Annotated in this window: 25 protein-coding genes; 12 read left to right on the top strand and 13 right to left on the bottom strand. The window is 72.7% G+C overall.

Annotation, left to right across the window (positions count from 1 at the left end):
* Positions 1–244 precede the first annotated feature (244 nt).
* Genes ACQ860_RS20115 through ACQ860_RS20105 form a run of 3 tightly spaced genes read right to left on the bottom strand, consistent with a single transcriptional unit; the run spans position 245 to position 3,341 of the window.
* The gene (locus ACQ860_RS20115; RefSeq protein WP_431305111.1) at positions 245–1,210 is read right to left on the bottom strand and encodes an NAD(P)H-dependent flavin oxidoreductase; all 966 of its coding nucleotides are present in this window, start codon (positions 1,208–1,210) and stop codon (positions 245–247) included.
* Positions 1,207–2,142 (bottom strand): tripartite tricarboxylate transporter substrate-binding protein, encoded by a 936-nt coding sequence (locus tag ACQ860_RS20110; RefSeq protein WP_431305110.1) that lies wholly within the window; start codon positions 2,140–2,142, stop codon positions 1,207–1,209. The genes ACQ860_RS20115 and ACQ860_RS20110 overlap by 4 nt, the downstream gene beginning before the upstream one ends.
* 2 nt (positions 2,143–2,144) lie before the next feature.
* The gene (locus ACQ860_RS20105) at positions 2,145–3,341 is read right to left on the bottom strand and encodes an acyl-CoA dehydrogenase family protein (RefSeq protein ID WP_431305109.1); all 1,197 of its coding nucleotides are present in this window, start codon (positions 3,339–3,341) and stop codon (positions 2,145–2,147) included.
* A 128-nt stretch (positions 3,342–3,469) separates the two neighbouring features.
* Between ACQ860_RS20105 and ACQ860_RS20100 the strand changes: the two genes are divergently transcribed.
* From ACQ860_RS20100 to ACQ860_RS20070, 7 genes are all read left to right on the top strand, one after another.
* Complete coding sequence (locus tag ACQ860_RS20100; RefSeq protein ID WP_431305108.1) at positions 3,470–3,880, top strand: ATP-binding protein; 411 nt, start codon at positions 3,470–3,472, stop codon at positions 3,878–3,880.
* 95 nt (positions 3,881–3,975) lie between these two features.
* A complete protein-coding gene (locus ACQ860_RS20095; RefSeq protein ID WP_431305107.1) occupies positions 3,976–4,299 on the top strand; it encodes an STAS domain-containing protein in 324 nt (107 codons plus the stop codon).
* 2 nt (positions 4,300–4,301) lie between these two features.
* Positions 4,302–5,099: a CheR family methyltransferase gene (locus ACQ860_RS20090; protein WP_431305106.1), complete on the top strand. Its 798-nt coding sequence runs from the start codon at positions 4,302–4,304 to the stop codon at positions 5,097–5,099.
* On the top strand, positions 5,096–6,028 hold the full coding sequence (locus ACQ860_RS20085) for a chemotaxis protein CheW (protein ID WP_431305105.1): 933 nt from the start codon (positions 5,096–5,098) through the stop codon (positions 6,026–6,028). The genes ACQ860_RS20090 and ACQ860_RS20085 overlap by 4 nt, the downstream gene beginning before the upstream one ends.
* The gene (locus tag ACQ860_RS20080) at positions 6,025–7,041 is read left to right on the top strand and encodes a chemotaxis protein CheB (RefSeq protein ID WP_431305104.1); all 1,017 of its coding nucleotides are present in this window, start codon (positions 6,025–6,027) and stop codon (positions 7,039–7,041) included. The genes ACQ860_RS20085 and ACQ860_RS20080 overlap by 4 nt, the downstream gene beginning before the upstream one ends.
* Entirely contained in the window at positions 7,041–7,733 is a 693-nt protein-coding gene (locus ACQ860_RS20075) for a response regulator (protein WP_431305103.1), read from the top strand. The genes ACQ860_RS20080 and ACQ860_RS20075 overlap by 1 nt, the downstream gene beginning before the upstream one ends.
* A gap of 4 nt (positions 7,734–7,737) precedes the next feature.
* Positions 7,738–10,161, top strand: coding sequence for an ATP-binding protein (locus ACQ860_RS20070; RefSeq protein WP_431305102.1), 2,424 nt, complete (start codon positions 7,738–7,740; stop codon positions 10,159–10,161).
* Here the strand turns inward: ACQ860_RS20070 and ACQ860_RS20065 are convergent.
* Together ACQ860_RS20065 and ACQ860_RS20060 are read right to left on the bottom strand one after the other, a co-directional pair.
* Entirely contained in the window at positions 10,149–11,315 is a 1,167-nt protein-coding gene (locus ACQ860_RS20065; protein WP_431305101.1) for a PP2C family protein-serine/threonine phosphatase, read from the bottom strand. The two genes, ACQ860_RS20070 and ACQ860_RS20065, sit on opposite strands and share 13 nt — an antisense overlap.
* The gene (locus ACQ860_RS20060) at positions 11,312–12,910 is read right to left on the bottom strand and encodes a methyl-accepting chemotaxis protein (protein WP_431305100.1); all 1,599 of its coding nucleotides are present in this window, start codon (positions 12,908–12,910) and stop codon (positions 11,312–11,314) included. The genes ACQ860_RS20065 and ACQ860_RS20060 overlap by 4 nt, the downstream gene beginning before the upstream one ends.
* Positions 12,911–12,996: 86 nt before the next feature.
* Between ACQ860_RS20060 and ACQ860_RS20055 the strand changes: the two genes are divergently transcribed.
* Together ACQ860_RS20055 and ACQ860_RS20050 are read left to right on the top strand one after the other, a co-directional pair.
* Positions 12,997–13,734: an aspartate/glutamate racemase family protein gene (locus ACQ860_RS20055; protein ID WP_431305099.1), complete on the top strand. Its 738-nt coding sequence runs from the start codon at positions 12,997–12,999 to the stop codon at positions 13,732–13,734.
* Positions 13,734–14,210 (top strand): ureidoglycolate lyase, encoded by a 477-nt coding sequence (locus tag ACQ860_RS20050; protein WP_431305098.1) that lies wholly within the window; start codon positions 13,734–13,736, stop codon positions 14,208–14,210. Before ACQ860_RS20055 ends, ACQ860_RS20050 begins: the two co-directional genes overlap by 1 nt.
* Before the next feature lie 181 nt (positions 14,211–14,391).
* Here the strand turns inward: ACQ860_RS20050 and ACQ860_RS20045 are convergent, their stop codons facing one another.
* A complete protein-coding gene (locus ACQ860_RS20045) occupies positions 14,392–15,336 on the bottom strand; it encodes an N-carbamoyl-D-amino-acid hydrolase (RefSeq protein WP_431305097.1) in 945 nt (314 codons plus the stop codon).
* A gap of 59 nt (positions 15,337–15,395) precedes the next feature.
* Positions 15,396–15,953, bottom strand: coding sequence for a hypothetical protein (locus ACQ860_RS20040; protein WP_431305096.1), 558 nt, complete (start codon positions 15,951–15,953; stop codon positions 15,396–15,398).
* On the opposite strand from ACQ860_RS20040, the gene ACQ860_RS20035 reads away from it, so the two are divergent.
* Complete coding sequence (locus ACQ860_RS20035) at positions 15,940–16,128, top strand: hypothetical protein (protein WP_431305095.1); 189 nt, start codon at positions 15,940–15,942, stop codon at positions 16,126–16,128. The two genes, ACQ860_RS20040 and ACQ860_RS20035, sit on opposite strands and share 14 nt — an antisense overlap.
* Before the next feature lie 8 nt (positions 16,129–16,136).
* On the opposite strand, the gene ACQ860_RS20030 is transcribed toward ACQ860_RS20035, so the two are convergent.
* Together ACQ860_RS20030 and ACQ860_RS20025 are read right to left on the bottom strand one after the other, a co-directional pair.
* Positions 16,137–16,583 carry a MaoC/PaaZ C-terminal domain-containing protein gene (locus ACQ860_RS20030; RefSeq protein ID WP_431305094.1) on the bottom strand — a complete coding sequence of 149 codons (447 nt, stop codon included), beginning with the start codon at positions 16,581–16,583 and terminating at the stop codon, positions 16,137–16,139.
* A complete protein-coding gene (locus ACQ860_RS20025) occupies positions 16,580–17,848 on the bottom strand; it encodes a DUF445 domain-containing protein (RefSeq protein ID WP_431305093.1) in 1,269 nt (422 codons plus the stop codon). Before ACQ860_RS20025 ends, ACQ860_RS20030 begins: the two co-directional genes overlap by 4 nt.
* A gap of 234 nt (positions 17,849–18,082) precedes the next feature.
* Between ACQ860_RS20025 and ACQ860_RS20020 the strand changes: the two genes are divergently transcribed.
* Both ACQ860_RS20020 and ACQ860_RS20015 read left to right on the top strand, forming a co-directional pair.
* The gene (locus ACQ860_RS20020; protein ID WP_431305092.1) at positions 18,083–18,817 is read left to right on the top strand and encodes a metal ABC transporter ATP-binding protein; all 735 of its coding nucleotides are present in this window, start codon (positions 18,083–18,085) and stop codon (positions 18,815–18,817) included.
* Positions 18,818–18,820: 3 nt separating this feature from the next.
* Complete coding sequence (locus ACQ860_RS20015; RefSeq protein ID WP_431305091.1) at positions 18,821–19,690, top strand: metal ABC transporter permease; 870 nt, start codon at positions 18,821–18,823, stop codon at positions 19,688–19,690.
* Here ACQ860_RS20015 and ACQ860_RS20010 read toward each other — a convergent pair whose 3' ends face one another.
* From ACQ860_RS20010 to ACQ860_RS19995, 4 genes are all read right to left on the bottom strand, one after another.
* Positions 19,691–20,431: a DUF1194 domain-containing protein gene (locus ACQ860_RS20010; RefSeq protein WP_431305090.1), complete on the bottom strand. Its 741-nt coding sequence runs from the start codon at positions 20,429–20,431 to the stop codon at positions 19,691–19,693.
* 192 nt (positions 20,432–20,623) lie between these two features.
* Positions 20,624–21,229 carry a glutathione S-transferase family protein gene (locus tag ACQ860_RS20005; protein WP_431305089.1) on the bottom strand — a complete coding sequence of 202 codons (606 nt, stop codon included), beginning with the start codon at positions 21,227–21,229 and terminating at the stop codon, positions 20,624–20,626.
* A gap of 64 nt (positions 21,230–21,293) precedes the next feature.
* Positions 21,294–21,860, bottom strand: a complete 567-nt coding sequence (locus ACQ860_RS20000) for a DUF924 family protein (RefSeq protein ID WP_431305088.1) — start codon at positions 21,858–21,860, stop codon at positions 21,294–21,296.
* Positions 21,857–24,718 carry an FAD-binding and (Fe-S)-binding domain-containing protein gene (locus ACQ860_RS19995; RefSeq protein WP_431305087.1) on the bottom strand — a complete coding sequence of 954 codons (2,862 nt, stop codon included), beginning with the start codon at positions 24,716–24,718 and terminating at the stop codon, positions 21,857–21,859. Before ACQ860_RS19995 ends, ACQ860_RS20000 begins: the two co-directional genes overlap by 4 nt.
* Between the last annotated feature and the right edge of the window lie 76 nt (positions 24,719–24,794).

Below are 24,794 nucleotides of genomic sequence, written 5' to 3'. Positions count from 1 at the left end.
CCGCTTGTGACGCCGCCGGGCCGTTTCGCGCAAGGGGGCGAGGCATGCCCCGGGGAGGATGCCGTCCTCCCCAAACCCCTCCTGCCAAGGGCCGAGAGGCCCTTGGAACCCAGGGCTGGGCCTTGGGAGGGAGGGGGCATCGCGGGCTCGCCCGTGGTCAGGGGCACGCCATGCCCCCTCGCTCCCAAGGCCAACTCACCGCGGGTCCGGGAGGGCAGCGCCCTCCCGGGGGACGCGCGCCCCCTTACGAGAACGCGTTCTGCAGGAGTCCCAACTGGGCCTCAGCTTCGGCGACCAGGCGGCGGACCACTTCGCCGGCGGGCGGGAGGTCTTCGATGAGGCCGGCGCATTGGCCGGCCCAGGCGAATCCTTCGTCCATGCGGCCTTCGTCGGTGGCGATGGCGTTCACCGTGCCGGCGATCATCGGGATGAGCTCTTCGGGCGGGGCGCCGGCGTTTTCCCGGGCGAGGAGAGCTTGCGCATAGGCGCTGACCAGGGCGCGGCCCGGCTGGCCCAGGCTGCGCTTGATGATCATGGTGCCCGAGGGCTCGGCGGCGAGGATGGCGGCCTTATAGTTCGCATGGGCCTGCGCTTCCTGCGTGGCCACGAAGCGCGTGCCCATCTCGACGCCCTCGGCGCCCAGCGCGAGGGCGGCCAGCAGCCCCTGGCCGGTGGCGATGCCGCCCGAGGCGAGGACGGGAATCGAGACGGCGCGGACGACGCGCGGCACCATGATCATGGTGGTCTCGTCCGAGCGGCCGAGATGGCCGCCGCCCTCGTAGCCGACGGTCGCCACCATGTCGGCGCCCGCGGCCTCGGCCTTCTTCGCGAGTTCGGGGCCGGCGATGAGGACGAGGGTCTTGGCCGCGCCGTTGATGCGCTTGATCCAGGGCGCGGGGTTGCCGGCGGTGAGCGCGATGACGGGCACGCGCTCTTCCAGCGCCACCTCCAGCATGGCCGTGATGTCCATGCGGCCGAGCGGGAAGTTCACGCCGAAGGGTTTTCGCGTGAGCGCGCGGCATCGCCGGATTTCCGCGCGCAGCGAAGCGGCACCCGCATCGCTCGCGAGATCGAGGCCCGCGGTGGCGATCTGGCCGAGGCCGCCGGCTTCCGAGACGGCGGCGCAAAGCTCCGCCTTGGCGACGCGCGCGAGCCCGCCCTGCACGATCGGATAGGCGATGCCGAGCATCTCGGTGACGCGGGTCTTCATTCGGCGGTGGCTCCGGAGAGACGGACGGCTTCCGCCCATTTGGTGATTTCGGTCTGCAGGAAGGCGGGGAAGCGGTCGGGGCCGATGCCGCCGGGCTCGATCCCCATGCCGCGCAGCCGGGCGGCCTGGGCTTCGGTGGCGGCGAGGACCACCTGCGCCACGCGCTCCACCAGCGGCATGGGCGTGCCGGCGGGCGCCATCAGCGCCTGCCAGGCGACGGCCTCGAAGCCCGGCCAGGTCTCGGCGACGGCGGGGACGTCGGGCCAGTCCGGCAGGCGGTTCGCGGTGGACATGGCGATGGCGCGGATGCCGCCGGCGCGGATCTGCGGCGCGCTGGGCGGCAGGTTCTCGAAGGTCGCCTGGATGCGGCCGGAGAGAAGTTCGGTGATGGCGGGCGCCGAGCCGCGGAAGGGCACATGCACCGCCTGGAAGCCGGCGCGGTGGCGCACAAGCTCCATCGCGAGATGCGGCAGCGTGCCGATGCCCGCACTGCCATAGGTGACGCCCTGCGGCTGAGCCCGCGCCCAGGTGATGAATTCGGGGAAGCTCCGGGCGGGCACCGAGGGGTGCACGGCCAGCACATTGGGCACGAGGCCGACGACGCAGACGGGCACGAAATCCCGCACCACGTCGAAGGGCAGGCGGCGGTAGAGGGTCACGTTGGCCGCGTGGGCGGCCGCGATGGTGAGCCAGGTGCTGCCGTCATTCGGCGCGCGCGCCACGAATTCCGCACCCAGATTGCCGCCCGCGCCGGGCCGGTTCTCGACGACGACGGGAACACCCATCGCCTCGGTGATCGCCTGCGCCGCGAAACGCGAGAGCGTGTCCGAGGCGCCGCCCGGCGTATAGGGGCTGACGATCCGCATCTGGGCGGGTTGGGCCTGGGCCAGCGCCGGGAGCGCGAGGCCCGCCAACAGCGTGCGGCGCTTCATGCTCACGCTCCCCCCATGGATGATTTGATCATGTCCTTCGCGATGAGCAGGCGCTGTACGTCCGACGCCCCCTCGAAGATGCGGAAGAGCCGCACGTCGCGGTAGAACTGCTCCACCACCGTGCCGCGCATCCAGCCCGCGCCGCCATGGATCTGCACCGCATGGTCCGCCACGCGGCCCACCATCTCGGAGGCGAACAGTTTGCAGCAGGCGATATCGGCGATGATCGGGCCCTGCGCTTCGCCCGCCGCGTCGAAGGCACGGGCGGTTTCCAGGATCATGCTGCGCGCCGCCTGGGTCTCGGCCCGCATGTCGGCGAGCTTGGCCTGGACGAGCTGGAATTCGGCGAGCGGCTGGCCGAACTGGCGGCGGTTCATCGCATGGAACAGCGCCTCCTCGATCAGGCGCTGCGCCTGGCCCACGCAGGTGACGGCCACATGCAGCCGCGCATGGTTGATGCCGCGCATGGCGGTCTTGAAGCCGCCGCCCTCGCGCCCGCCGATCAGGTTCTCGGCCGGCACGCGCGCATCGTTGAAGAAGACCTCGCTCGTGGCGCTGCCATCCTGGCCCATCTTGCGGTCGGCCGGGCCGAAGCTGACGCCCGGCGTCTTCGCCGGCACGATGAAGGCGGAGATGCCGGCGGCATCGCGCGTGCCGGCGGCGGTGCGCGCCATGACGATGAGCACGTCGGCCTGGCGCGCATTGGTGATGTAGCGCTTGCTGCCGTTGAGCACGTAGTCCGCGCCGTCCGGTACGGCCATGGTGCGGACGCCGCCGGCATCGCTGCCGGCCTCGGGCTCGGTCAGGCAGAAGGCGGCCGTCACCTCGCCGCTCGCCATGCGCGGCAGCCATTCGGCGCGCTGCGCATCCGTGCCGTTGTAGAGGATGGGCTGGGAGCCGAGGCCGATGGTGGTGGAGAAGCGCGCGCGGAAGACGCTGCTGGCGCGCGTCACCTCGAACATCACGCGCACCTGCTGCTCCATGGTCAGCCCGAGGCCGCCCCAGCGCGTCGGCATCGAGATGCCGAAGAGGCCCGCCTGCCGCAGCAGCTGCGTCAGGTCTTCCGGGAGCGTCTCCTGGCCTTCCAGGCGAGGTTCGGCCGGGATCAGCCTCTCCCGCACCAGGCGTTCGATGCCATCCAGATAGGATGCGAATTCGGCCGGTGTGGCGACCTCCGCCATGGGCAGGGCGTCGTTCATGGGTTCCTCCATTTTGCCGGCAGCATCCGGCCACGCGGGCGGGCGAGTCAAACACCGCGAGGCGGAGGTATTCAGCGCGGCCGCAAACCCGGTATGGTGCGGGGGAAAGCATCCGAGGAAGGCCAAGCTTGCAAACGCCGCCTTTTCACCTGCGCCTGCCGGCGAGCCTGGACAGCGTGAGCACCCTGCTCGACGCGCTGGAAGCCTATGCGGAGGAGGCCGAGCTGTCGCCCGGCATCGCCGCCCGCCTCAACCTGGTGGCGGAGGAGATCGCGGCCAATGTCGCCATGCACGCGACCGGCGCCAGCTTCTTCGAGTTGCGCGTGACGCCCGGCGCCGGCGCGCTGGCCATCGCCATCGAGGATGACGGCCCGGAATACGACCCGCTCGCCCGCGCCGCGCCCGATACCGGCGCCTCCGTCGAGGACCGCGACATCGGCGGGCTTGGCGTGCACCTGGTGCGCGAGATGACGCAGGATGCGCGCTATGAGCGCGAGGCCGGGCTGAACCGCCTCTCCTGCGCGCTGCCGCTGGGCTGAACGGCCCCGCTTTGGGCTTTGCCGCATTCTCGGCTAGCCTTCCCACTATGGGCCGCGCCGACGCGCGGCAGGTTCACTTCAAGGAGACTGCGCTGATGGAGATCACCGAAACCCAGGAAGGCGGCAAGGCCGTGGCCATCCTCGACGGCCGGCTGGACACCGCCACGGCCGGTCTGACCGAGACGCGCCTGCTCGCCATGCTGGAGAAGGGCAGCGTGATCGCCGACCTCTCCGAGGTGCGCTACGTCTCCTCCGCCGGGCTGCGCGTGCTGCTGAAGGCGGCGAAGCAGGCCAAGGCCACGGGGGCGAACTTCGCCGTGGTGGGCCTGCAGGCGCCGGTGCGCGAGGTGTTCGAGATCAGCGGTTTCGACAAGATCATCCCGGCCTTCGCCACCCGCGCGGAAGCCGCCGCCGGCTGAAGATGGCGCGCGGCACCGCCGCCGTCGCGACAGGGACCGGCCAGCAGGAGGCCGTGCTGGCGGCGCTCGGGGAATTGGCGGGCCTCGCCCCCTCCCCCGTGCTCACGGCGCGGTTGCAGCGCGCGGCCCCCCTCGTCGCCGCCTGCGACCCGCGCGCCGCGCATCCGGAAGACCCCGCCTGGGCCGCGCTGCTCGATGCGGTGACGGTGCAGGAGACGCGGCTCTACCGCCACCCGCCCCAGGCCGATCTGGTGGGCGCGCTGCTGCCCGCGAATCTGACCCGCGCCCGGGCCGAGGACCGGCCGCTGCGCATGCTCTCGGCCGGTTGTGCCACGGGGGAGGAGGCCTTCACCCTGGCCGCCCAGGCGCATCACGCCATGGCCGATGCACCGGGCACGGGGCTTGAGATCCAGGGCCTCGATCTCTGCCGCCCGGCGCTGGAGAGCGCCTCGGCCGGCGTGATCGCGCCGGGCCTGGGCGACCCCCTGGGGCTGGTACCGGAGGCGCTGCGTCCCTGGCTCGCGGGGGCCGATGGCGCGCCCCGCCTTCATCCCGCGCTGCGCCGCAGCCTCGCCTTCCACCGCGCCAACCTGCTGGACGGCTTCGGCACGGCGCCGGGCTTCGACGTGATCTTCTGCCGCAATGTGCTGATCTACCTGACCGATGCGGCGCGCGCCCGGGTCACGGCCGCGCTGGCGACCGCGCTGCGGCCGGGCGGCGTGCTCGCGCTGGGCCCGACCGACCGCGCGCCACCCGGCCTGCTGGCCCAGGGCGAATCCGTCTGGATCAAGCCGGCATGAGCCGCCATCCGCTCCCTGGCGGCGGCTGGTTCACCATGGCCGAGGGCGAGGCCCGGCGGGATGATGCGCCGCCGCGTCCGCCCACCCCCGCCCCGCCGCGCCTCGCCGCCGCCGCCCCCATGCCGCCGCCCCGGCGGGCGATGGGCCTCGCCGCGCTGCATCTCTCGCTGGGCGGCGTGGCGCTTGCCATCCCCTCGGCGCTGGCCGAGCACATCAACGCCATGCCGCCGCTCCGCCCGCTGCCCGGCGCGGCACCCGGCGTCGCGGGCCTCGCCGAGGCCGATGGCGCGCCGGTGCTGGTGCTGGAGACGGGCTTCGTCGCCGGCCAGCCCGCCCCGGTGGAGGAAGCGCCCGGCCTGCTGCTGGTGCTGCGCGAGGGCGGGCGGCGCTTCGGCCTGCCCGCCGCGCGGATCGAGGCCGGGCCCGCCATCGCCGCCGCGCGCGCCTTCCAGGCCTGGCTCGCCTCGCCCGAGGCGGCGGCGGCCCTGGCCTTCGCGCCCGCCGCCGTGGAAGCGGAGGCGCAGCCGCCCGTGCCGCAACGGCGCCTCGTCATGTTCCAGGCGGCGGGAATGGAGCTGGCCCTGCCGGCGGAATCCGTGGTGGCGGTGCTGCCGGCCACGCAACCCCTGCCCACGCCGCGCCAGGGGCTCGCCGGTCTCGTCGCGCATCGCGGCGCGGTGCTGCCGGTTCTGGATGGCGGGCTGGTGCTGGGCGGCCGCCCGGCGCTGGCATCCGGGGCCGCGCCGCTGATCCGCCTCGCCCTCTGGCCCGAGGTGCTGGTGGCGGTGGAGCAGATCGGCGGCGTGCGCGCCCTGCCGGCGGCCGACGTCGCGCCGCTCGCCCAGCGCGACGGGCTGGTCGCGGCCTTCGCGCGGCTGGGCGGCGTGCCCGTGCCCATCCTCGCCCCGCACCGGTTCGGCGCGCTGTGAGCCCGCCCATCCCTGTGCTGGTGGTGGATGACAGCGCCTTCATGCGGATGGCGCTGCGCCGCATCATCGAGGCCGATGGCGACCTCCGCGTGGTGGCCGAGGCGGCGGATGGCGAGGCCGCCATCGCCGCCGTGCGCCAACACAACCCGGCCGTGGTGGCGATGGATGTGGAGATGCCCGTGCTGGGCGGCATCGAGGCGACGCGGCGCATCATGGCCCTGCCCCACCCGCCCGCCATCATCATGGTGAGCCAGCACACGCAGGATGACAGCCCGGCCGCCATCGCGGCCCTGGCGGCGGGTGCCTCCGACTACATCAGCAAGGAGGCGGGGCTGGGCGGGCTCGACCTCGGCCATCTCGACCAGGCGCTGCGCGGGCGCCTGCGCCACTGGGCCGGGCAGCGGCGCGCGCCCGCCGAAGCCGCCCTGCGCCCCGCGTGCCCCGCGGCGCCGGAAGCGCCGCCGCCGCTCGTGCTCATCGCGGCCTCCACCGGCGGGCCCGATGCGCTGGCGGCACTTCTGGCGGCAAGCGGGCCCCTGCCCGTGCCGGTTCTGATCGCCCAGCACATGCCCGATGGGCTGGCCCCCGAACTCGCCACGCTGCTCACGCGCCGTGCCGGCTGGCCCGTGGTGGTCGCCACCAGCGGCGCGCCGGTCGCACCGGGCCAGGCCACGCTGCTGCCGACCGATGGCGTGCTGCTGCGGGCCGGCGGCGGCATCGCGCTGCGCCTGGCCCCCACCGGCGCGCCGGTCCATCCCTCGGCCGACCTGCTGTTCCGCTCGGCCGCCCTGCTCGCCCTGCCCGCCTGCGGCGTGGTGCTGACCGGCATGGGCCAGGACGGCGCGGCGGGGGCGGCGGCGCTCGCCGAGGAAGGCGGGCGCATCCTGGTGCAGAGCAGCGAGACTTCGGTTGTCGCCGGCATGCCGGAGGCGGCAAGCTCGCGCCTGGGCGGGGCCGAGGCGCATTCGCCCGAGGGGCTGGGCCTCAGGCTGCGGGGGATGTGGAGGGCGTGATGGACGAGGAGCTGCTGGCCGCCTTCCGCGAGGAATTCGCCCCCCTCTGCGCCGCGCTGGCGGCGGCGGCGGATCTGCCCGCCGCGCAGCGCCTCCTCGCGCAGATGCAGGCCATGGCGGATGGCATGGAGATCGCCCCCCTCCAGGCCCGGCTGCGGGCGCTCGGCGAGAGCGAGGCGCTGGCCGAGCTGACCGCCGCCGCGCCCGCGCTCGCGGCCTTCGGCAGCGCCCCCCCGGAGGCCGGGGAGCCCGTGCCGGAAGCCCCGGCGCCACCGGCCGAGCGCGGCCCCGTGCGCACCCTCATCGTGGATGACAGCGCCATGATGCGCCGCTTGCTCCGCGGCATCCTCGCGGGTGATCCGCGCTTCCATGTGGTGGGCGAGGCGGGCGACGGCGCGGCCGGCCTGATCGCCCAGGCCGAATTGCAGCCGGAGCTGACCCTGCTCGACCTCGAAATGCCGGGGCTGGACGGCCTGGGCTTCCTCGCCGAATGGACGCTCTCCGGCCATGGGCAGGTGGTGGTGGTCTCCTCCGCCGCGCATCCGGGCAGCCCGGCGGCGCTGGAGGTGCTGCGGCGCGGCGCCTGGGCGGCGGTCGCCAAGCCCTCCGGCGCGCTCTCGCCCGATCTCGCCGAGCGCAGCGGCGCCGAGCTCCTGGCCACGCTGCGCGAAGCGACCGGATTGGCGGCCTGAGGCGATGGAAGCCGACGATCCCCTCTGGGAAGAATTCGCGGCCGAGACGGCCGAGCACCTGGATTCGCTGGAAACCGGCCTGGCCGGCGACGGCCAGGTGGATGTGCTGTTCCGCGCCATGCACAGCCTGAAGGGCATGTCGTCGGCCATCGGCGCGCATGGCATCGGCACGCTGGCGCACAAGGCGGAGGATGTGCTGGGCCTGGCCCGCGCCGGGCGGCTCGCGCTCGGCCCGCCGGTGCGGGCGGCGCTGCTGGCCGCCGTGGATGCGCTGCGCGGCCAGCGCCTGGCGCTGCTGGAGCGCCGGCAGGACCAGCCGCCGCCGGCAGAATTGCTGGCCCGCCTCGGCGCGCTCGCCGAGGGGCGGCCCGCGCCCGCCGCCCCCAGCGCCGCCCCTGCCGCGGGCGAGGACCCGCTGCGGGCCACCCTCGCCTCCCGCCTCGTGGATGAATTGCCGCGCCTGCAGGCGGAGCCGCAGCGCGCCACGCGCCTGGCCACCCTGGCGCGGGAGGGCTCCCTGCCGCGCCTCGCCGCGCTGCTGGAGGCCATTCCCGGCGCGGCGGACCCGCTCGCCGCCCTCGGCCGGCTGCGCCGCGCGCTGATGCTGCTCCAGCCCGGCGAGGCGGTGCCGCGCCTGATGGGCGACCTGCGCGCCCAGGCCGAGGCGACGCGGCTGGCCCTCTCCGGCCCGCGCCGCGCCCTGGCGGAAGCGGCCGGCACCCTGGCCGCCGCCGCCGATGCCCTGGGCGAGGAGCAGGCCGAGCTGCTGGCCCGGCAGATCCAGGACCTCGCCGCCCGGCCGGGCGAGGCGCCGGCGCAGCGCCTCGCGGAATCGCGCGCCGCCTTCGCCACGCTCCTGGCCGCGCCCAGCCTCGCGCCGCTCGCCGAGACGCTGCGCCCCGCGCCGCCCCCACTGACGCCGAGCCTCGCCGCCGCCCTGCCGCCCTCGGCCCATGCCCGCGCCGCCGCCGCCATGGCGGCGGGCCGGCGCATCTGGCGCCTGCGCCTTGGGCCCCTGCCCACCGCCGAGTCGATCGCCGAGCCCTTCCTGGCCCGCGTCGGCGAGGTGCTGGGCAGCTCCGGCCCGCCCGAGGCGCTGGACATCTTCCTGGCGAGCGACCTGCCGCCCGGCGAACTCGCGGCGCTGCGTGCCGAGGCCGACCCCGATGGCGGCGCGCTCACCGACCTCGCCGCCGCCGATGCGCCGCCACCCGCCCCCACCATGCGCGTCCGGCAGGACCGCATTGACGCGGTGATCGCGCTGGAGGCCGAGCTGCGCGCCGCGGCCCTCTCGCTGGGCGAGGCGATCGCCGCCCCCCAGGCCCGCGCCGCCTTCGAGGAGCTGGCGGCCCTCCAGGCCACGCTGCCGCCCGCCACCGCCGCGCGGCTGGCCGGCGCGGTGGAACGGCTGCGCGCGGCGACGGGCGCCGCCGAACGCGCGCAAGGCCGGCTTTCCATCGCGCTCGGTCAGCTCGACGAGGCGGTGCTCGAATTGCGCGTCACCCCCTTCGCGACGCTCGCCATGCGCCTGCCCCGCGTGCTGCGCGCGACGGCCGAGGCGCAGAGCAAGCAGGTGGCGCTCGAGGTGGTGGGCGAGGAGGTCCAGATGGACCGCTCGCTGTCCGACCTGCTGGCCGATCCGCTGCTGCATCTGGTCCGCAACGCGGTGGACCACGGCATCGAGACGGCGGAGGAGCGCATCGCGCTGGGCAAGCCGGCCACCGCGCGGCTGCTGCTGGTGGCCGAGCGCCTGCCCGGGCGCCTCGTGCTCAGCTTCTCCGACGATGGGCGCGGCATTGACGAGAAGGCGGTGCTGGCGCGCGCCCTCTCGCGCGGGCTGATCACGCCCGAGGCCGCCGCCCGGATGGGACAGGAGGAGATCCACGCCCTGCTCTTCCTGCCCGGCTTCTCGACGCGCGAGGCGATCAGCGAGACCTCGGGCCGCGGCGTCGGCCTCGATGTGGTGCAGGATGCGGCGCGGCGCGCGGGGGGGTCGGTGCGCGTGGAAAGCCGGCCCGGCCAGGGCACGCGCTTCGTGCTGGACCTGCCGCTGACGGCGGCGATGCAGCCGGTGCTGCTGGTGGAGGCGGGCGGCCAGCCCTATGCGCTGCCGGCCGGCCGCGTGGAATCCGTGATCCGGCCCGAGCAGGTCTCGCCCGGCCAGGCCATCACCACGCTGGAGGCCGTGCTGCACCTGCCGCCCGCCGAGAGCAGCGCCATCGTGCTGGTGCGCCGCCCGGTGGGGCCGCTGGCGCTGGCGGTGGAGCGCGTGGGGCGCCGGACGGACCTGCTGCTGAAGCCGCTGCATCCGGCGCTGGCCGGCACCCCGGGCGTGGGCGGCGTCGGCGTGCTGGGCAATGGCGAGCCGGTGCTGCTGCTGGAGCCCGACAGCCTGGAGGGCACCCTGCCCGCCGCCTATCCGGCGTAGCGCACCGCCAGCACCGTCACGTCATCGGCGGGCGGCGCGTCCCGCACGAAACCCGCCACCTCCCGCAGCAGGGCCGCGATGGCGGCGGCGGGCTCGGCCTCCTGGCCCAGGGCCGCCAGCACCCGCTCCTTGCCGAAGAGCGCCTTGTCGGGGTCATGCGCCTCGGTCACGCCATCGCTCAGCAGCAGCATCGCCTCGCCGGGGGCGAGGGTGAAGGGCGCGCTGGCATAGGGCAGGTCCTCCATGATGCCGAGCGGCGGCTGGATCTTGAAGCCGTCCATCACCGTGACACCCTGCGTCGAGAGCCGCAGCGCGGGCTCATGCCCGGCCACGCAGATGCGCCCCTCGCCCGTCTCGGCATCCAGGATGGCCAGCGCCGCCGTCACGAAGGTCATCTCCGGGTTGTTGGCGGCCAGGTCCCCATTGGCGAGCGCCATCAGGTCGGCCGGGTCGGGCACCTCGCCCCGGCTGGCCGCCATCTGCATGCCGGCGCGGATGAGGCCCAGGCTGCGCGCCATGGTCAGGCCGGCGGAAGCGCCCTTCCCCGCCACATCGGCCACCACGAACATGAGGTGCCGGGGCCCGATCCACTGCATGTCGTAGAGGTCACCCCCCACCTCGCGCGCCGGCTCCATATGGGCGGCGACGGTGATCCGGCCACGCGAGATCGCCTTGAAATCGCTGGGCACGAGGGAGAGCTGGGCGCGCCTGGCACTCTCCAGCTCCGTCTCAAGCGCGTGCAGCCGCTCGGCGGCGAGGTCACGCAGGCGCTTCTTCTCCAGCACCGCCTGCAGGCGCGCGCGCAGCAGCGGCGGGTCGAAGGATTTGGGCAGGTAGTCCTCGGCCCCCAGCTCGATGCAGCGGATCACGCCCGACATCTCGGTCTGCGCGGAGATGACGATGACCGGCGGCGCATTGCCCCGGCCGTGCAGCCGCTCCAGCACGCCGATGCCGTCCAGCTCGGGCATTTCGAGGTCGAGCAGGACCACGTCGAAGGGCTGCGCCGCGATGGCGGCCAGCGCCTCCACGCCATTGGTGGCCATCGCGGGCTCGGGATAGCCGAGTTCGGCGAGGCGGCGCTTCAGCAGCAGCCGGTTGAAGCTGCTGTCATCCACCACGAGGATCTGGGGCGCCACCGGGATCGCGGCGCTCATGCCGGGCGGACCGCCATGCTCTCCACGGCGCGCCGGGATTCCGCCGCGAGGCGGGAGAGATCGATCATGGTCACGGTGATTTCCTCGGCGGCGGTGGCGTTGGACTGGCCGATGCGGGTCAGCGTCGCCACACGCTCATCGAGCGAGGCGACGGTGGTCTGCTGCTCTTCCATCGCCACCGCGATGGCGGCGGCGAGACGCGCGCTCTCGCCCGTCAGCTGCTCGAAGCCGTCCATCGCCACGCCCACGGCGGCGGCGGTGCCCGCCCCCTCGCGCGTGCGGCGGCCGGCGGCGAGCACGACATCGGCGATCTCCTGCGCCAGCGCCTCGGTGTTGGCGGCGAGTGCCCGGACTTCCTCGGCCACCACGGCCAGGCCGCGGCCGTGCTCGCCCGCGCGCGCCGCCTCGATCGCGGCGTTGATCGCGAGGATGTTCGTCTGGGTGGCGATCTTCGCGATGGTGCCGGCGATGCGGGTCACGCGCTCCGTGTCGTCGCCCACCGCATCCACCGTCTCGATCAGCTGGCGCACCTTCTCCAGGCTCTCGCCCAGCAGGCTCTGCGCGCGGCTCGCCGTGTCACGCGCCTGCTGCGTGCTGCGGCCGACATCGGCGACCGCATCCGCGGTGTGGGAGAGCGCGTCCGAGACCTCGCGCAGCTCGGCGAGCTGGGTCATGGCGCCCTCGCTCACCTGGCCGATCGCCTGGCTCGCCTGGTTGGTGACGACGGCGGTGCGGCGCGCGCCTTCCAGCGCCTGCTCCATGAGGCGGTTGGAGTTGGCGAGATTCGTCTTGAACACTTCCACGGCGCGCGCCATCTCGCCCACCTGGTCGGAGCGGCCGCCGCCCGGGATCTCCACCTCCGCATCGCCGCGCGCGAGGCGCTGCATGGAGACGGCCAGGCGCGAGAGCGGCCGCGCCGTCAGCAGCACCAGCACGAACCAGACGAAGCCAAGGCCGAGCAGGCCGATGCCGGCGGCGATGTAGGTGTATTTCCGCCCCTCCTCCTGTAGCGCGCGCGCGGTGGCGAGGTTGGCGTCCGCATCGGCCTTGGTAATGGCGCGCGCGCGGCTGGCGAGGTTGTTGAAGGCCACCACCATGTCCAGCCACTCCTCCTGGAGCGGCGCGTACTGGTCCCGCGCGCGGCGGGCGAAGGCGTCGCGCACGCGCTCGCCGAGGTCGGGCAGGCGGGCGGCCATGTCCTGCGCGGCGGCGGCGACCACGCTGTCCATCCTGTCGCCCACGATGCCGAAGAGGAGGTTGAAGCTCTCGGTGATGCCGGCCGCGTTGCGGACCATGCGCGGCGCGGTGACGGTGGGCGGCAGCACGCCGGCGAGCACTGCGGCGAAGGCCTGGGCGAAATCGGCCACGTCGTTCGAGAAATCGTCCACCGCCTCGATCGCGGCGCGGTCGCGCACGCCCATCTGCTCGATGATGGCGCCCTGGCGCGTCAGCATGAAGAGCGAATTGGCGGCGAGGAAGGCCAGGACCGAGAACATCAGCGCCAGGATGAGCGCCGCGCGCGTGCCGATGCGGCCGAGCAGCTTCACGCGCGCCTGGGGGCGCGGCGCGGGCGGATCGCTCGCGGTCTGGGTCATGCCGGGGGCCTGGGTGTCGGGAGCCATCGGGGGCTAGGATAACCGCATTTCTCGCACCTCGGCCACCACTGGATCAGGACCTCCGCATGACCTGCCGCATCCTCGTCGTGAACAGCAACACCACGGATTCCGTCACGGCGCGCATCGCCCGCGCGGCGGAGGCCGCCCTGCCCCCCGGCTGCAGCGTCGAGTCGGTGAGCGCCCCCTTCGGCCTGCCGCTGATCGTGACGCGCGCGGATTGGTCGGTGGCGGGGCCGGCGACGGTGGCGGCGCTGGCCGCGCGGCGCGGGGAGTTCGATGCCGCCGTCGTCGCCTGCTTCGGTGACCCGGGCGTGGAGGCAGCGCGGGAATTGTTCGACGTGCCGGTGGTGGGGATCAGCGAGGCCGCCTTCCACGCCGCCTGCATGCTGGGGCGACGCTTCGGCATCGTGAGCTTCACGGCCGCACTCAAGCCCATGTTCGTGGATTGCCTGGAGCATGCGGGCCTGGCCCATCGCTGCGCCGGCTTCCGCATGGGCCCGGCCTTCGCGGGCGATCCGGGGCGGGTGGCGGAGGAGCGGCGGGACATGATCCTCGAGCTCTGCCGCGCCAGCATCGAGCAGGACGGGGCGGAGGTGGTGATCCTGGCCGGCGGGCCGCTCGCCGGTCTCGCGCCGGAACTGGCGGCGGATGTGCCAGTGCCGCTGGTGGATGGCACGGCGGCTGGCGTGCGGCTGGCGGCGGCGCTGGCCGGCCTGGCACCCACGCGCCGGCAACACCGGGCGCGCGGGCTGACCGGCTACGAGCCGGGGCTGACGACGCTCTATGCCGAGGGCGCCCGCTGATGCCCCGCACGCTGCGCCTGCAACCGCTGACGGCCGAGGCCTTCCGCCCCTTCGGCGACGTGATGGACCCGCCCGCCCTCGGCGCCCGGCCGGCGCTGGGCGAGACGCTGGTGGCGCGCGATGGGGCCACACTTCCGGGCCTCGCCTTCAACCATGCGGAGCCCGTGGCGCTGCCGCTGCTGGCGACGCAGATGGAGCGGCACAACCGCTCCTCCCAATGTTTCGTGCCGATGGATGTGGCGCGCTGGGTGGTGATGGTGGCGCCCGACCGCGACGGCGCGCCGGACATGGCTGGGCTGCGTGCCTTCCTCGCGCGCGGCGACCAGGCGGTGAACTACCACCTGGGCAGCTGGCACCACCCGCTGCGCGTGCTGGACCGCCCGGGCCGCTTCGCCATCCTCATGTGGAGCACGGGGGAGAAGGCGCGGGACGAGGAATGGGCGACGCTGCCGGAGCCGGTGCTGCTGGTGGAGTAGCGCGCGGGCGGCGTCTGAGGGCGAGTGAACCTCCCAGAACCTTCCGGCCGCAAGGCGGCCGGCGCCGCCCAACTGACCTCATGGCCCACCGCACCCGTCGCGCGGCGAAGCCAAGCGTGCGGAGCGCGCGCGTCGTGCCGAATGCACGCCTCCGGCGTGACGCGTCTGAGGGCGGAAAAAATTACGGAGGCGGCTCGGCGCCGACCTGCTCGACGATGCGCCGATAATGCTCGGGCCGCCGATGCTGGGCGAAGTTGAACATCTTCTCCTTGCCCTGCAGGCAGTCATCCAGATCCGCCTCGGCCAGGATCACCTCGTCGCCCAGCGTCTTCGCCTGGGCCACGATGATGCCGTTCGGGCTGACGATGCAGGAACCGCCGATCAGGCCCGAGCCATCCTCATTGCCCGCCTTGGCGACGGCGACCGCCCAGGTCGCGTTCATGTAGGCATTGGCCTGGACCGACATGGTGGAATGCTGGGTGCGCAGTTCGGCGCTCTCGCTCTCGCCGCCATTGGGGTCATAGGCGGCGGAGTTGTAGCCCATCACCATGACCTCCACGCCCTGCAGCCCGTAGCAGCGCCAGCCCTCGGGCCAGCGGCGGTCATTGCAGATCAGCATGCCCATGATGGCGCGGTGCCACTCGGCGGGGCCGCGGAAGGCGGGGAAGCCGAGGTCGCCATATTCGAAATAGCGCTTTTCCAATTGCTGGAAGCGCGCGCCGGGGCGCGGCTCGACGGAGCCCGGCAGGTGCACCTTGCGATACTTGCCGAGGATCTGCCCGTCCGGCCCCACCGTGATGGCGGAGTTGAAGCGCTGCCCTTCCGGCGTGAGCTCGGCATAGCCCAGGTGGAAGCCCACGCGCAGCTCGCGCGCGCGGTCGAAGAGGCGCTGGCAATTGGGGTTGGGCATCGCCCGCTCGAAATAGGTGTCGAGCTCCTGCGTGCTCTCGATGAACCAGCGCGGGAAGAAGGTGGTGAGCGGCAGCTCGGGGAAGACCACGAGCTGGGCGCCCTGCTTCGCCGCGGATTCGAGCAGCGCGATCAGGCGGTCGAGCGTGTGGGCGCGGCTGTCGGCGCGCTGGATGGGGCCGGTCTGCGCACCGGCGAGCGTGAGAATGCGAGGCATCCCCGCACTTCATGTCCGAAGGGACGGGGCGTCAATGCCCCGCCCCTGTCGGCATGCAATCACCGCATCGGGGTGATTTCGATGGCCAGCGCCTCTTCATAGGTCATGTCCACCTGCTCGCCCACGCGGAGCTGGCTGATGAAGCGCCGGATATCCGGGTTGGTGGCGGTCACCGTGCGGTTCAGGCCGCCGGGGCCGGTGAAGCTGACCGTGCTGGTCGCGTTGTCCACCGCCGTGATGGTCACGCGGCCGCTGCGCACGCGCGTCACCTCGCCACCCGGGCGGGCGGCGTCACGCTCGGCGGTGAAGCTCGCGGTGGCGGGCGGCGCGCTGGAGAGCGGGCGGGCGGCGCGGGCCACGAGGGCCTGGAAATACACGACCGTGACGTTGTCGCCCGCGCGGAGCTGGTTGAAGCGGGTCACGCCCCGGCCGGCGATCATGGTCAGCAGGCCGCCGGACTGCGCGCCGGCATTGCCGCGGACCAGCACCTCGCGCGAGGTCTGGTCCACCGTCTCGATCACGCCGCGCAGGATGGTCGTCTGCTCGGCATCCACCGAGGCGCAGGCCGAAAGCAGGGGCAGGCCCATGGGAAGGGCAAGGAGGGTGCGGCGCTTCATCTTCTTCTCCGTTGTGTCGGGCGGGATTCTCCCCGCCTTCGCGATCACGTTGCAGGCGGCTGTCGCATGCGGCCTGAGCGGGCGCGGCATGATCCAGTGCATGCTGAACAAAGCATGCCACATGACGCGCAACAACGGGCGAATGCCTGCGATCGACGGAAGGAAAAATTTGTAACCCGCCTGTCAGCGCTTGAAAAAATGCGTCGCCGTCATTTCGATGACCATGATGTCATCGGCGAGGCGCGTGCCGATGTGGCGGAACACCGCCACCCCCAGCTCCGGGCGCGAGCGGGAGGGCTTGAGGCTGGCCACGATGCTCTCTACCGCCACCGACTCGTCCGGGCGGAGCGGCGCGGGCCATTTGGTGGTGATCTCGCTGCCGCCCAGGCTCACCTCGCGGAAGATGCCGCTGCCCAGGATGAGGCCGAAGCAGGCGCCCATGGTGTGCAGGCCGCTCGCCACCAGCCCGCCGAAGAGAGGGGCGGATTTCGCGGCGACGGGGTCGGTGTGGAAGGGCTGGGGGTCGAATTTCTCGGCATAGGCGATGATCTCGGCCTCGCTGAGCGAGAATTGCCCGAAGGCGAAGCGTTGCCCGACGGTGAGCTCGTCGAAGGATTTCAGCGGTTTCAATGGATCACCCGTCCCCCCGTGAGCCAGGAGATGAGCAGATAAAGACCACCCCCGGCCAGGGCCCCCACCAGCGTGCCGTTCACGCGCACGAATTGCAGGTCGCGGCCCACGCGCAGCTCGATCTTCTCGGTCACTTCCTTCGTGTCCCACCCCTTCACCACGCCGGCGATGAAATCGGACAGACGCTGCTGCGCCGAGGGCAGGAGCGTGGCGAGCGTGCCCTCCACCGCCGCGTTCAGCTTGCGCCGCGCCGCCGCATCCTCGGCCAGGAACTGCCCGGCATTGGCGAGCGCCCCTTCCAGGATGGCCACGGTGCGGCCATTGGGGTTCACCGCATCGGCCGCCAGCGCGCCGCGCAAGCGGGCCCAGGCATCGCCCAGCCAGTCCGTCACGGTGGGGTGGGACAACGCGCGGCGGATGGCCGCACCCAGGGCCGCGGCGCGCTCGGGCTCGGTCTCCAGGCGGGTGATCTCGGCGTCGATCCAGGCCTCGAAGGCCTGGCGCAGCTCGCTGTCGCCCGGCTCCTGCTTGTCGAGCTCGGCGTTCAGCACGGCCAGGACGCGATCCGCCACATAGGCGCCGGCCGCCCAGCCGACGACGGCGCCGCCCGTCTCGCGCACGCGGCGCTTGATGGCCTCGCGCAGCTCCTCCTGCTTGGCGAGCAGGATGGTCTTGAGCTGGGCGAGAGCGACATCGAACACCGCCTGGTGCTGGCCGCCGGCGATGAGGCTGCGCAGCGCGCGGGCGACGACGGGCGCGGCCCCCGGCCCGCCCGCCACGCGCGGCAACAGGCGGGAGAGGAGGCGCCGGGCCCGGCCATCCTCCAGCGTGACGAGCAGCCGCGGCAGGGCGGCGGCCAGCGCCTGGGCGGCGGGGCGCGACGCCTCGCGGTCGGCCAGGAAGCCGGCCAGGATGCCGGCGACGTCGAGCCGGGCGATGGTGCGCTTCACCTCCGCCTCGGTGAAGACGTGGTTGGCCACGAAGCGGCCGAGGCCCTGGCCCAGCCGCTCCTTCTGGCGCGGGATGATGGCGGTGTGCGGGATGGGCAGGCCGAGCGGGCGGCGGAACAGCGCCGTCACCGCGAACCAGTCGGCGAGGCCGCCGACCACGCCCGCCTTGGCGGAGGCGGCCAGCAGATCGGCCCCGAAGCTGGGCGGAAGCTGATAGGCCAGCCAGACCAGGCCCCCCATCAGGACCAGGAGGAAGGTGGCGAAGGCGCGATGCCGCGCGAGGGCGCGGCGCAGATCATCGTCGGTATGGGCCATGCGGGTGTTCATAGGGGGGGATGGCGCGCAGGGGAATCAGCAAAGCCCGCAGGCGGGACCCAGCCATGCGCGGGCGCGAATGCATTGGCGCGGCGGGGCGCTCATGTTATGGGATAACATCATGCCCGACTGGACCCACCCCCTCGATCTCGCGGCTTCGGCCCGGCTGCGCCTTGGCTGGGCGGCGGGGATCGTCACGGGCCTCTGGTTGGCCATCGCCTGGGCCCTCACCGCATGAGCCGCCCCGCGCTCCAGGTCGAGAACCTCACCGTCACGCATGGGCGGCACCCCGCCGTGCATCATGTCAGTTTCGCCCTGAAGCCGGGCGGCCTGATGGCCGTGGTCGGGCCCAATGGCGCCGGCAAGTCGAGCCTGCTGCGCGCCATCGCCGGCCTGCACAAGCCGGCCGAGGGCCGCGTCGCGGGCTTCGCGCCCGGTGAGGTCGCGCTGCTGCCGCAGCAGGCCATGCTGGACCGCGCCTTTCCGTTGACCTGCCGGGATGCCGTGCTCTTCGGCCTCTGGGGCGAAAGCGGCGCCTTCGCGGCGACGCCGAGACCCGAGCGGATCGAGGCGGCGCTGGATGCGGTGGGGCTGCATGGCTTCGCGCGCCGGCCGGTGGGTTCGCTCTCGGCCGGGCAGTTCCAACGCGTGCTCTTCGCCCGGCTGCTGCTGCAGGACGCGCCGGTGATCCTGCTGGACGAGCCCTTCAACGCGCTGGATGCCCGCACCGCGGCCGACCTTCTGGGCGTGATGCGCCGCTGGCATGGCGAGGGGCGGACCATCCTCGCCGTGCTGCACGACCTCGACCTCGTCCGCCGTGAATTCCCCGAGACGCTGCTGCTGGCGCGCGAGGCCGTGGCCGTGGGCGCCACCGAGACGGTGCTTTCGGCCGAGAACCGGCTGCGCGCGCGCATGATGTCCGAGGCCTGGGCCGAGGATGCCGCCCTCTGCGAGCGCGAAGCCGCCTGAGCCATGGTTTATGAGGCGCTGATCGCGCCCTTCGCCGAATTCGGCTTCCTGCGCCGCGCTTTGGTGGGGTGCCTGGCCATCAGCCTCTCGGCGCCGCCACTCGGCGTCTTCCTCATGCTGCGGCGGATGAGCCTGACCGGCGACGTGCTGGCGCATGGCATCCTGCCCGGCGTGGCGCTGGGCTTCGTGGTGGCGGGGCTCTGGCTGCCGGCGCTGGCCCTGGGCGGGCTGCTGGCGGGGCTGGTGGTGGCCCTCGGCGCGGGGGCGCTGGCGCGGGCCACGGGCGGGCGCGAGGATGCGGCGCTGACCGGGCTCTATCTCACGGCGCTGGCCGCCGGTGTGACACTGATCTCCTGGCGCGGCTCGGCCGTCGAACTCACGCAGTTGCTCTTCGGCTCGGTGCTGGGGGTGGATGACGCGGCGCTGCTGCTGATGGGCGGGGCGGCGACCGCCACCCTCGCCTTCCTCGCGATCGCCTGGCGGCCGCTCATCCTGGAATGCTTCGACCCGAGCTTCGCCCAGGCGGTCGGGCTGCGCGGCAGCGTCTGGCACCTGGGGCTGCTGGCACTCGCCGTGCTGAACCTGGTCGCGGCCCTTCAGGCGGTGGGCAGCCTGATGGCGGTGGGGCTGATGATGCTGCCGGCCATCGCGGCGCGGCACCTGGCGCGGGAGCTCGGGGGCATGGTGCTGGCGGCGGTGGGCATCGCGGTGGCGGCGACGCTGGTGGGGCTGCTCGCCTCCTACCACCTCGATGTGCCGAGCGGGCCGACCATCGTGCTGGTCGCCTCGGCCTTCTGGGTCATCGCCCTGGTGGCAGGCCCGGTGGACGGGCTCTTGGCGCGGCACCGGCCGCGCCGCCATCTGGAAGGCTGATCACACCGTCGCGCGTTCGACCAGCGGGCCGGGCGGGGGCGCGACCGCCACCTCGCGGATGATCTTGCGGCGCACCGCCTGCTCGAAGCTCTCGAAGCCGTCGGCCACCATGAGGAAGGCGCCCGGGCCGCCGATCACGCGCTCGCGGTAATATTCATCGAGCGGCTGCATGGCGCCCAGGCCCGGCGGCGGCGGCGTGCGGTCGAGCACGGCGAGGCCGTTCAGGACGATGCCCTGGTTCAGCGCCTCCTCGCGCGCCGCCCCCACCTCGCGGCCGGAATTGTTGATGCCGTCGCCCGAGATATCCACCACGCGGCGCGTGCCCTCATAGCCCTGGCCGAACAGCTTCGCCGCATAGTCCATGGCGCCGGAGATGGAGGTGTAGAGATGCGTGCGGCGCGGCGCGGCGTCGATCGCCTGGGCGAAGCGCTCGGCGGCCTGGGGGCCGTCCAGCTTCATCCAGGGCACCAGATGCTCCTGGATGTTCCAGTCGGACCAGGTGAAGAGGGTGCAGGCAATGGAGCCGATGGGCCCGCGCGACATCGCCTCGACGAGCCGGCGGTCGCGGAAGGCGGCGGCATAGCCGCGCATCTGCATCTCCTGCTCCTCATTGTCCACGGAGCGCGAGACATCCACGGCGAGGACCAGTTCCACATCCACGGGTTCGGTCGCCCGCGCGGCATGGGTGCGAAGCACCACCGGCGCGGCCAGGGCGGCGGTGATGAAGTGACGACGAAGCATGCGAGCCCCTCTTGGTCTGATGGAGCCGTGCTTGCGGTTCTTCCCGTTACGAAATCGTATCTACGCGGGTTCGGTCAGAGTTCAAGACCCAATTTGTGCAGTGCAGCACAAGTTTGCCCGCCCGTCCCGTGACGGTTGCGTCATTCCGCTTAATAAACAATTAATCCGGCTGAAAAAATTCGCCGGGCGGCCTCACCCCTTGAAGGCGGTCCCGCCGATCCGGGGGTCGGCGTTCAGCCGCGCGGCCAGGGCCGAAAGGCGCGGGAATCGGCCGGTGATGAGGTCCGGCATCACGCGCGCCGCGAAATCATGGCCGCAGAGCGCGGTCACATCCGCCTGGGTCAGGCGGCCGAGGCAGAGGTGATCGCCGGTCAGCATGGCTTCCAACGCGGCGAAACCGCCCAGGAACTGGCCCTCCAGATTGGCCAGCCCTTCTGACCAGGTCAGCCCCTCGGGCCGGCGCTGGCCTTCGTAATAGGCGGCGACGGCCTTCTCGGCGGCCCCCAGGGCGATCTGCACCACGCGCATCACCTGCCGCCGCTCGGCCCCCGCGCTGGGGATGAGGGCGCCGGCGCCGGCCAGCTCGTCCAGGTGGTCGATGATGGCGCTCGAGTCGATCAGCACCTCGCCATCATCCAGAATCAGCGAGGGGACGCGGCCGACCGGGTTGTAGCCCTTGATCGCCGCGCCATCGGTCACGGTGGAGAGCGCCAGGCTCTCATAGGGCAGGCCATAGACGGCGAGCGTCACCGCGACGCGGCGGACGAAGGGGGAGAGGGTGCGGCCGACGAGCTTCATGGCGTTGTCCTGGACGTTGTGCGGCCGCATTGAACCCGGTCCGGCGGCGCGGTCAAACCCTGCCTCAGAACCCCGCGCCGGGCTGGGCCAGATAGGCCTGCTCGGCCGGTGTGCTTTCGCGGCCCAGGATGCCGTTGCGATGCGGGAAGCGGCCGAAGCGCGCGATGACGGCGCGATGCGCCCAGGCATAGGCGATGGTGCCGCCGGGGGCCGCATGCGCCGGCCAGTCGCGCAGCCCCTCGAAGAGCGCGACGGAGAGGTCCTGCGCATCGAGCGATTCGGCGTGCTCGAAGGGCAGGTAGAGGAAGACGCGCTGCGTGGGCGTGAGCCGGAGGTCCAGCCGCTGCTCCAGCACCACGCGGCGCGCGAGGGCCAGCGCATGCGGATCGCTCGCGAAAGCCTCGGGCGCACCACGGAAGAGGTTGCGCGGGAACTGGTCCAGCAGGATCAGAAGCGCAAGCGCGCCCTCCGGCGTCGCGGCCCAGTCATCCAGCGTGCCCTCCCGCGCGGGCGCCACCAGCGTGCCGAAGCGGCGCGCGATCTCGGCATCGAAGGCGGCGTCCTTGGTGAACCAGGCCTGGCGGAACTGGTCCGGGCCATCGGCGAACCAGAAGTCGAGGATCTCCCTCACAGCGAGCGGTCCAGCACGCGTATGGAGTGCAGCGCCTCCCGCCCGCTCAGATCCGCGATCTGGTGGCGGCAGGAAGTGCCGTCGGCCACGATCACCTCGCCGGGCGCGGCGGCGCGCACAGCGGGCAGCAGCGAGAGTTCGGCCATGGCCTTCGACGTCTCCAGGTTCTTCGCCTCATAGCCGAAGGCGCCGGCCATGCCGCAGCAGGAGGAGGCGATGGGCTTCACCTCCATGCCCGGCACGCGCTTGAGCGCCTTCACCGCGGCAGGGAACGCGCCAAAGGCCTTCTGGTGACAATGGCCATGGATATGGGCCACGGGCGCGCCGGGCTTGAGCGCGGGCAGCGTGCCTTCCTTCTCCAGGAACTCGGTCACGAGGAAGGCGCGCCTGGAGAGCGCCTCGGTCTCCGGGCCCGGGAGCAGCGCCTGGAATTCGTCGCGCAGCGTCATCAGGCAGGAGGGTTCGAGGCCGATCACCGGCGCGTCGGATTGCGCCAGCACGGCGAGCGTCCGCCGCGCCTCGGCCCGCGCCTCCTCCACCATGCCCGCCGCCAGATAGGTGCGGCCGCAGCAGAGCGGCCGGCCGCCGGCACTCGCCACCTGCGCCGAATAGCCGGCGGCGTTCAGCACGCGCACGGCGGCGTGCAGGTTCTCGGGCTCGAAGTAGCGGTTGAAGGTGTCGGCGAAGAGCAGCACCTCGCGCGCCTCGCCCTCCTTGCGGCAACCATCGCGGTCGAGGAAGGGGGGCGCGGCGAATTCCGGCAGCTTGCGATCGGCCGCGATGCCGGTGACGCGCTCCATCAGCTTCGCCAGCAGCGGCACGCGGTTCCGGAGGTTGGCGAGCCAGGGCAGGCTGGCCGCCCAGGGCGCGTAGTGCGGCAGCGCGGCCACCAGGCGGTCCTTCAGCGGCACGCCCTGCTTCGCGTTGCGCGCGGCCAGCACCTCGATCTTCATGCGCGCCATGTCCACGCCCGTGGGGCATTCGCGCTTGCAGCCCTTGCAGGAGACGCAGAGCGACATCGCCTCCTGCACCTCGGGGCTCGCGATGCCGCCCGGAATCTGCCCGGTCAGCGCCAAGCGCAGCGTGTTCGCGCGGCCGCGCGTCAGGTGCTGCTCGTCGCGCGTCACGCGATAGCTCGGGCACATCACGTTGGCGTCGAACTTCCGGCAGGTGCCGTTGTTGTTGCACATCTCGACCGCGCCCAGCAGGCCGGCCTGCGGCCCGGGATGCGCCGACCAGTCGAGCACGGGCTTCACGTCGGAGAGCGGCGTGTAGTCGGGCGGGTAGCGGAAGAGGCTGCGGTCATCCATGCGCGGCGGGCGCACCACGCGGCCAGGGTTGAGCAGCGCGTTCGTGTCGAACTCGTCCTTCACCGCCTCGAAGGCGCGGACGATGCGCGGGCCGAACATGCTCTCATGAAATTCGGAGCGGACGATGCCATCGCCATGCTCGCCCGAATGGCTGCCCTTGTATTCACGGACCAGCTCGAAGCAGCGCTCAGCGATCTCGCGCATCTTCCGGACGTCGCCGCCCTCCTTCATGTTCAGCACGGGACGGACATGCAGGCAGCCGACGCTGGCATGGGCATACCAGGTGCCCTTCACGCCGTATTCGTCGAAGACGGCGGTGAGGCGCTCGGTGTAGTCGGGCAGGTCCTCCAGGCTGACCGCCGCATCCTCGATGAAGGAGACCGGCTTCGCATCCTGCTTCTGGCTCATCATGATGTTGAGCCCGGCCTCGCGCACCTCGGCGATGGCGGCCTGGAAGCCGGCATCCACCGCATGCACCACCTGCCCCGGCAGGCCGAGATCGCCCATCATCTCATCGAGCATCGCCAGCTGGCGCATCAGCTTCGCGTCGTCATCGCCGTGGAACTCGACGATGAGCAGGCTGTCCGGCTCGCCGATCACCATCTGGTCGATCGTCGCGCGATAGATCGGGATGGAGCGGCCGAGGTCGATCATCGTCCGGTCCACCAGCTCCACCGCCTCGGGGTCGAGCGTGACCAGATGCTTCGACGCCTCCATGGCGCGGCGGAAGGTGGGGAACTGGCAGATGCCCACCACCTTGCGCGGCTTGATGGGCCAGAGCTTGAGGTCGAGCGCGGCCGAAAACGCCAGCGTGCCTTCCGAACCGACCAGCAGCCGCGCGAGGTTGCCGCGGCCATTGGCGCGCGCATCCGGCGTCAGCGCATCCAGGTTATAGCCGCCGACGCGGCGGAGCTGCGCGGGGAATTTCTCCGCGATTTCGGCCGCCTCGCGCTCGCCCAGCGCGTGCAGGCGGGCGACGAGGTCGGTGTTGGGCGCGTTCTCGCCGAAGACATGGCGCGAGCCATCGGCGAGGATGGCATCGATGGCGCGCACATTGTCGGCCATCAGCCCGTAGCGGATGGATTTCGAGCCGCAGGAATTGTTCCCCGCCATGCCGCCGATGGTGCAGCGCTGCCAGGTGCTGGGGTCCACCGGGAAGAACTGCTTCGTGCTCTTCAGCGCCTCGTTCAGCGCGCCCAGCGTGATCCCCGGCTCCACGCGCGCCGTGTCGCCCTCCACGCTCAGCACGCGGCGCAGATGCTTGGTGCAGTCCAGCACCAGCGCGCGGTTCACCGTCTGCCCGCATTGGCTGGTGCCGCCGCCGCGCGGCAGGACGGGCACGCCCTCCTCCCGGCAGATCGCCATGGCCGCTTCCACATCGGCGGTGGTCCTGGGCACCAGAACCCCGATGGGCTCGACCTGGTAGATGCTGGCATCGGTCGCATAGCGGCCGCGATCGGCGGGGGCGAAGAGCACGCTCCCTTCCGTCTCGCGCTGCAGCCTGCGGGCCAGGCGGGAATCTCCGATTTGGGGTGCGATGGCGTTCATGGCGCCGTTTTAGCCCCGCTTCGGCGCGGCGCCAGATGGATAATCCTCATGCCGTGCACAAGCCGAACTCATTGGC

Source organism: Sediminicoccus sp. BL-A-41-H5 (genome assembly GCF_050632405.1).
Lineage (GTDB): Bacteria > Pseudomonadota > Alphaproteobacteria > Acetobacterales > Acetobacteraceae > Roseococcus.
The sequence above is the reverse complement of the archived record's forward strand: the minus strand, read 5'-3'. Positions and strand labels throughout refer to the sequence as shown.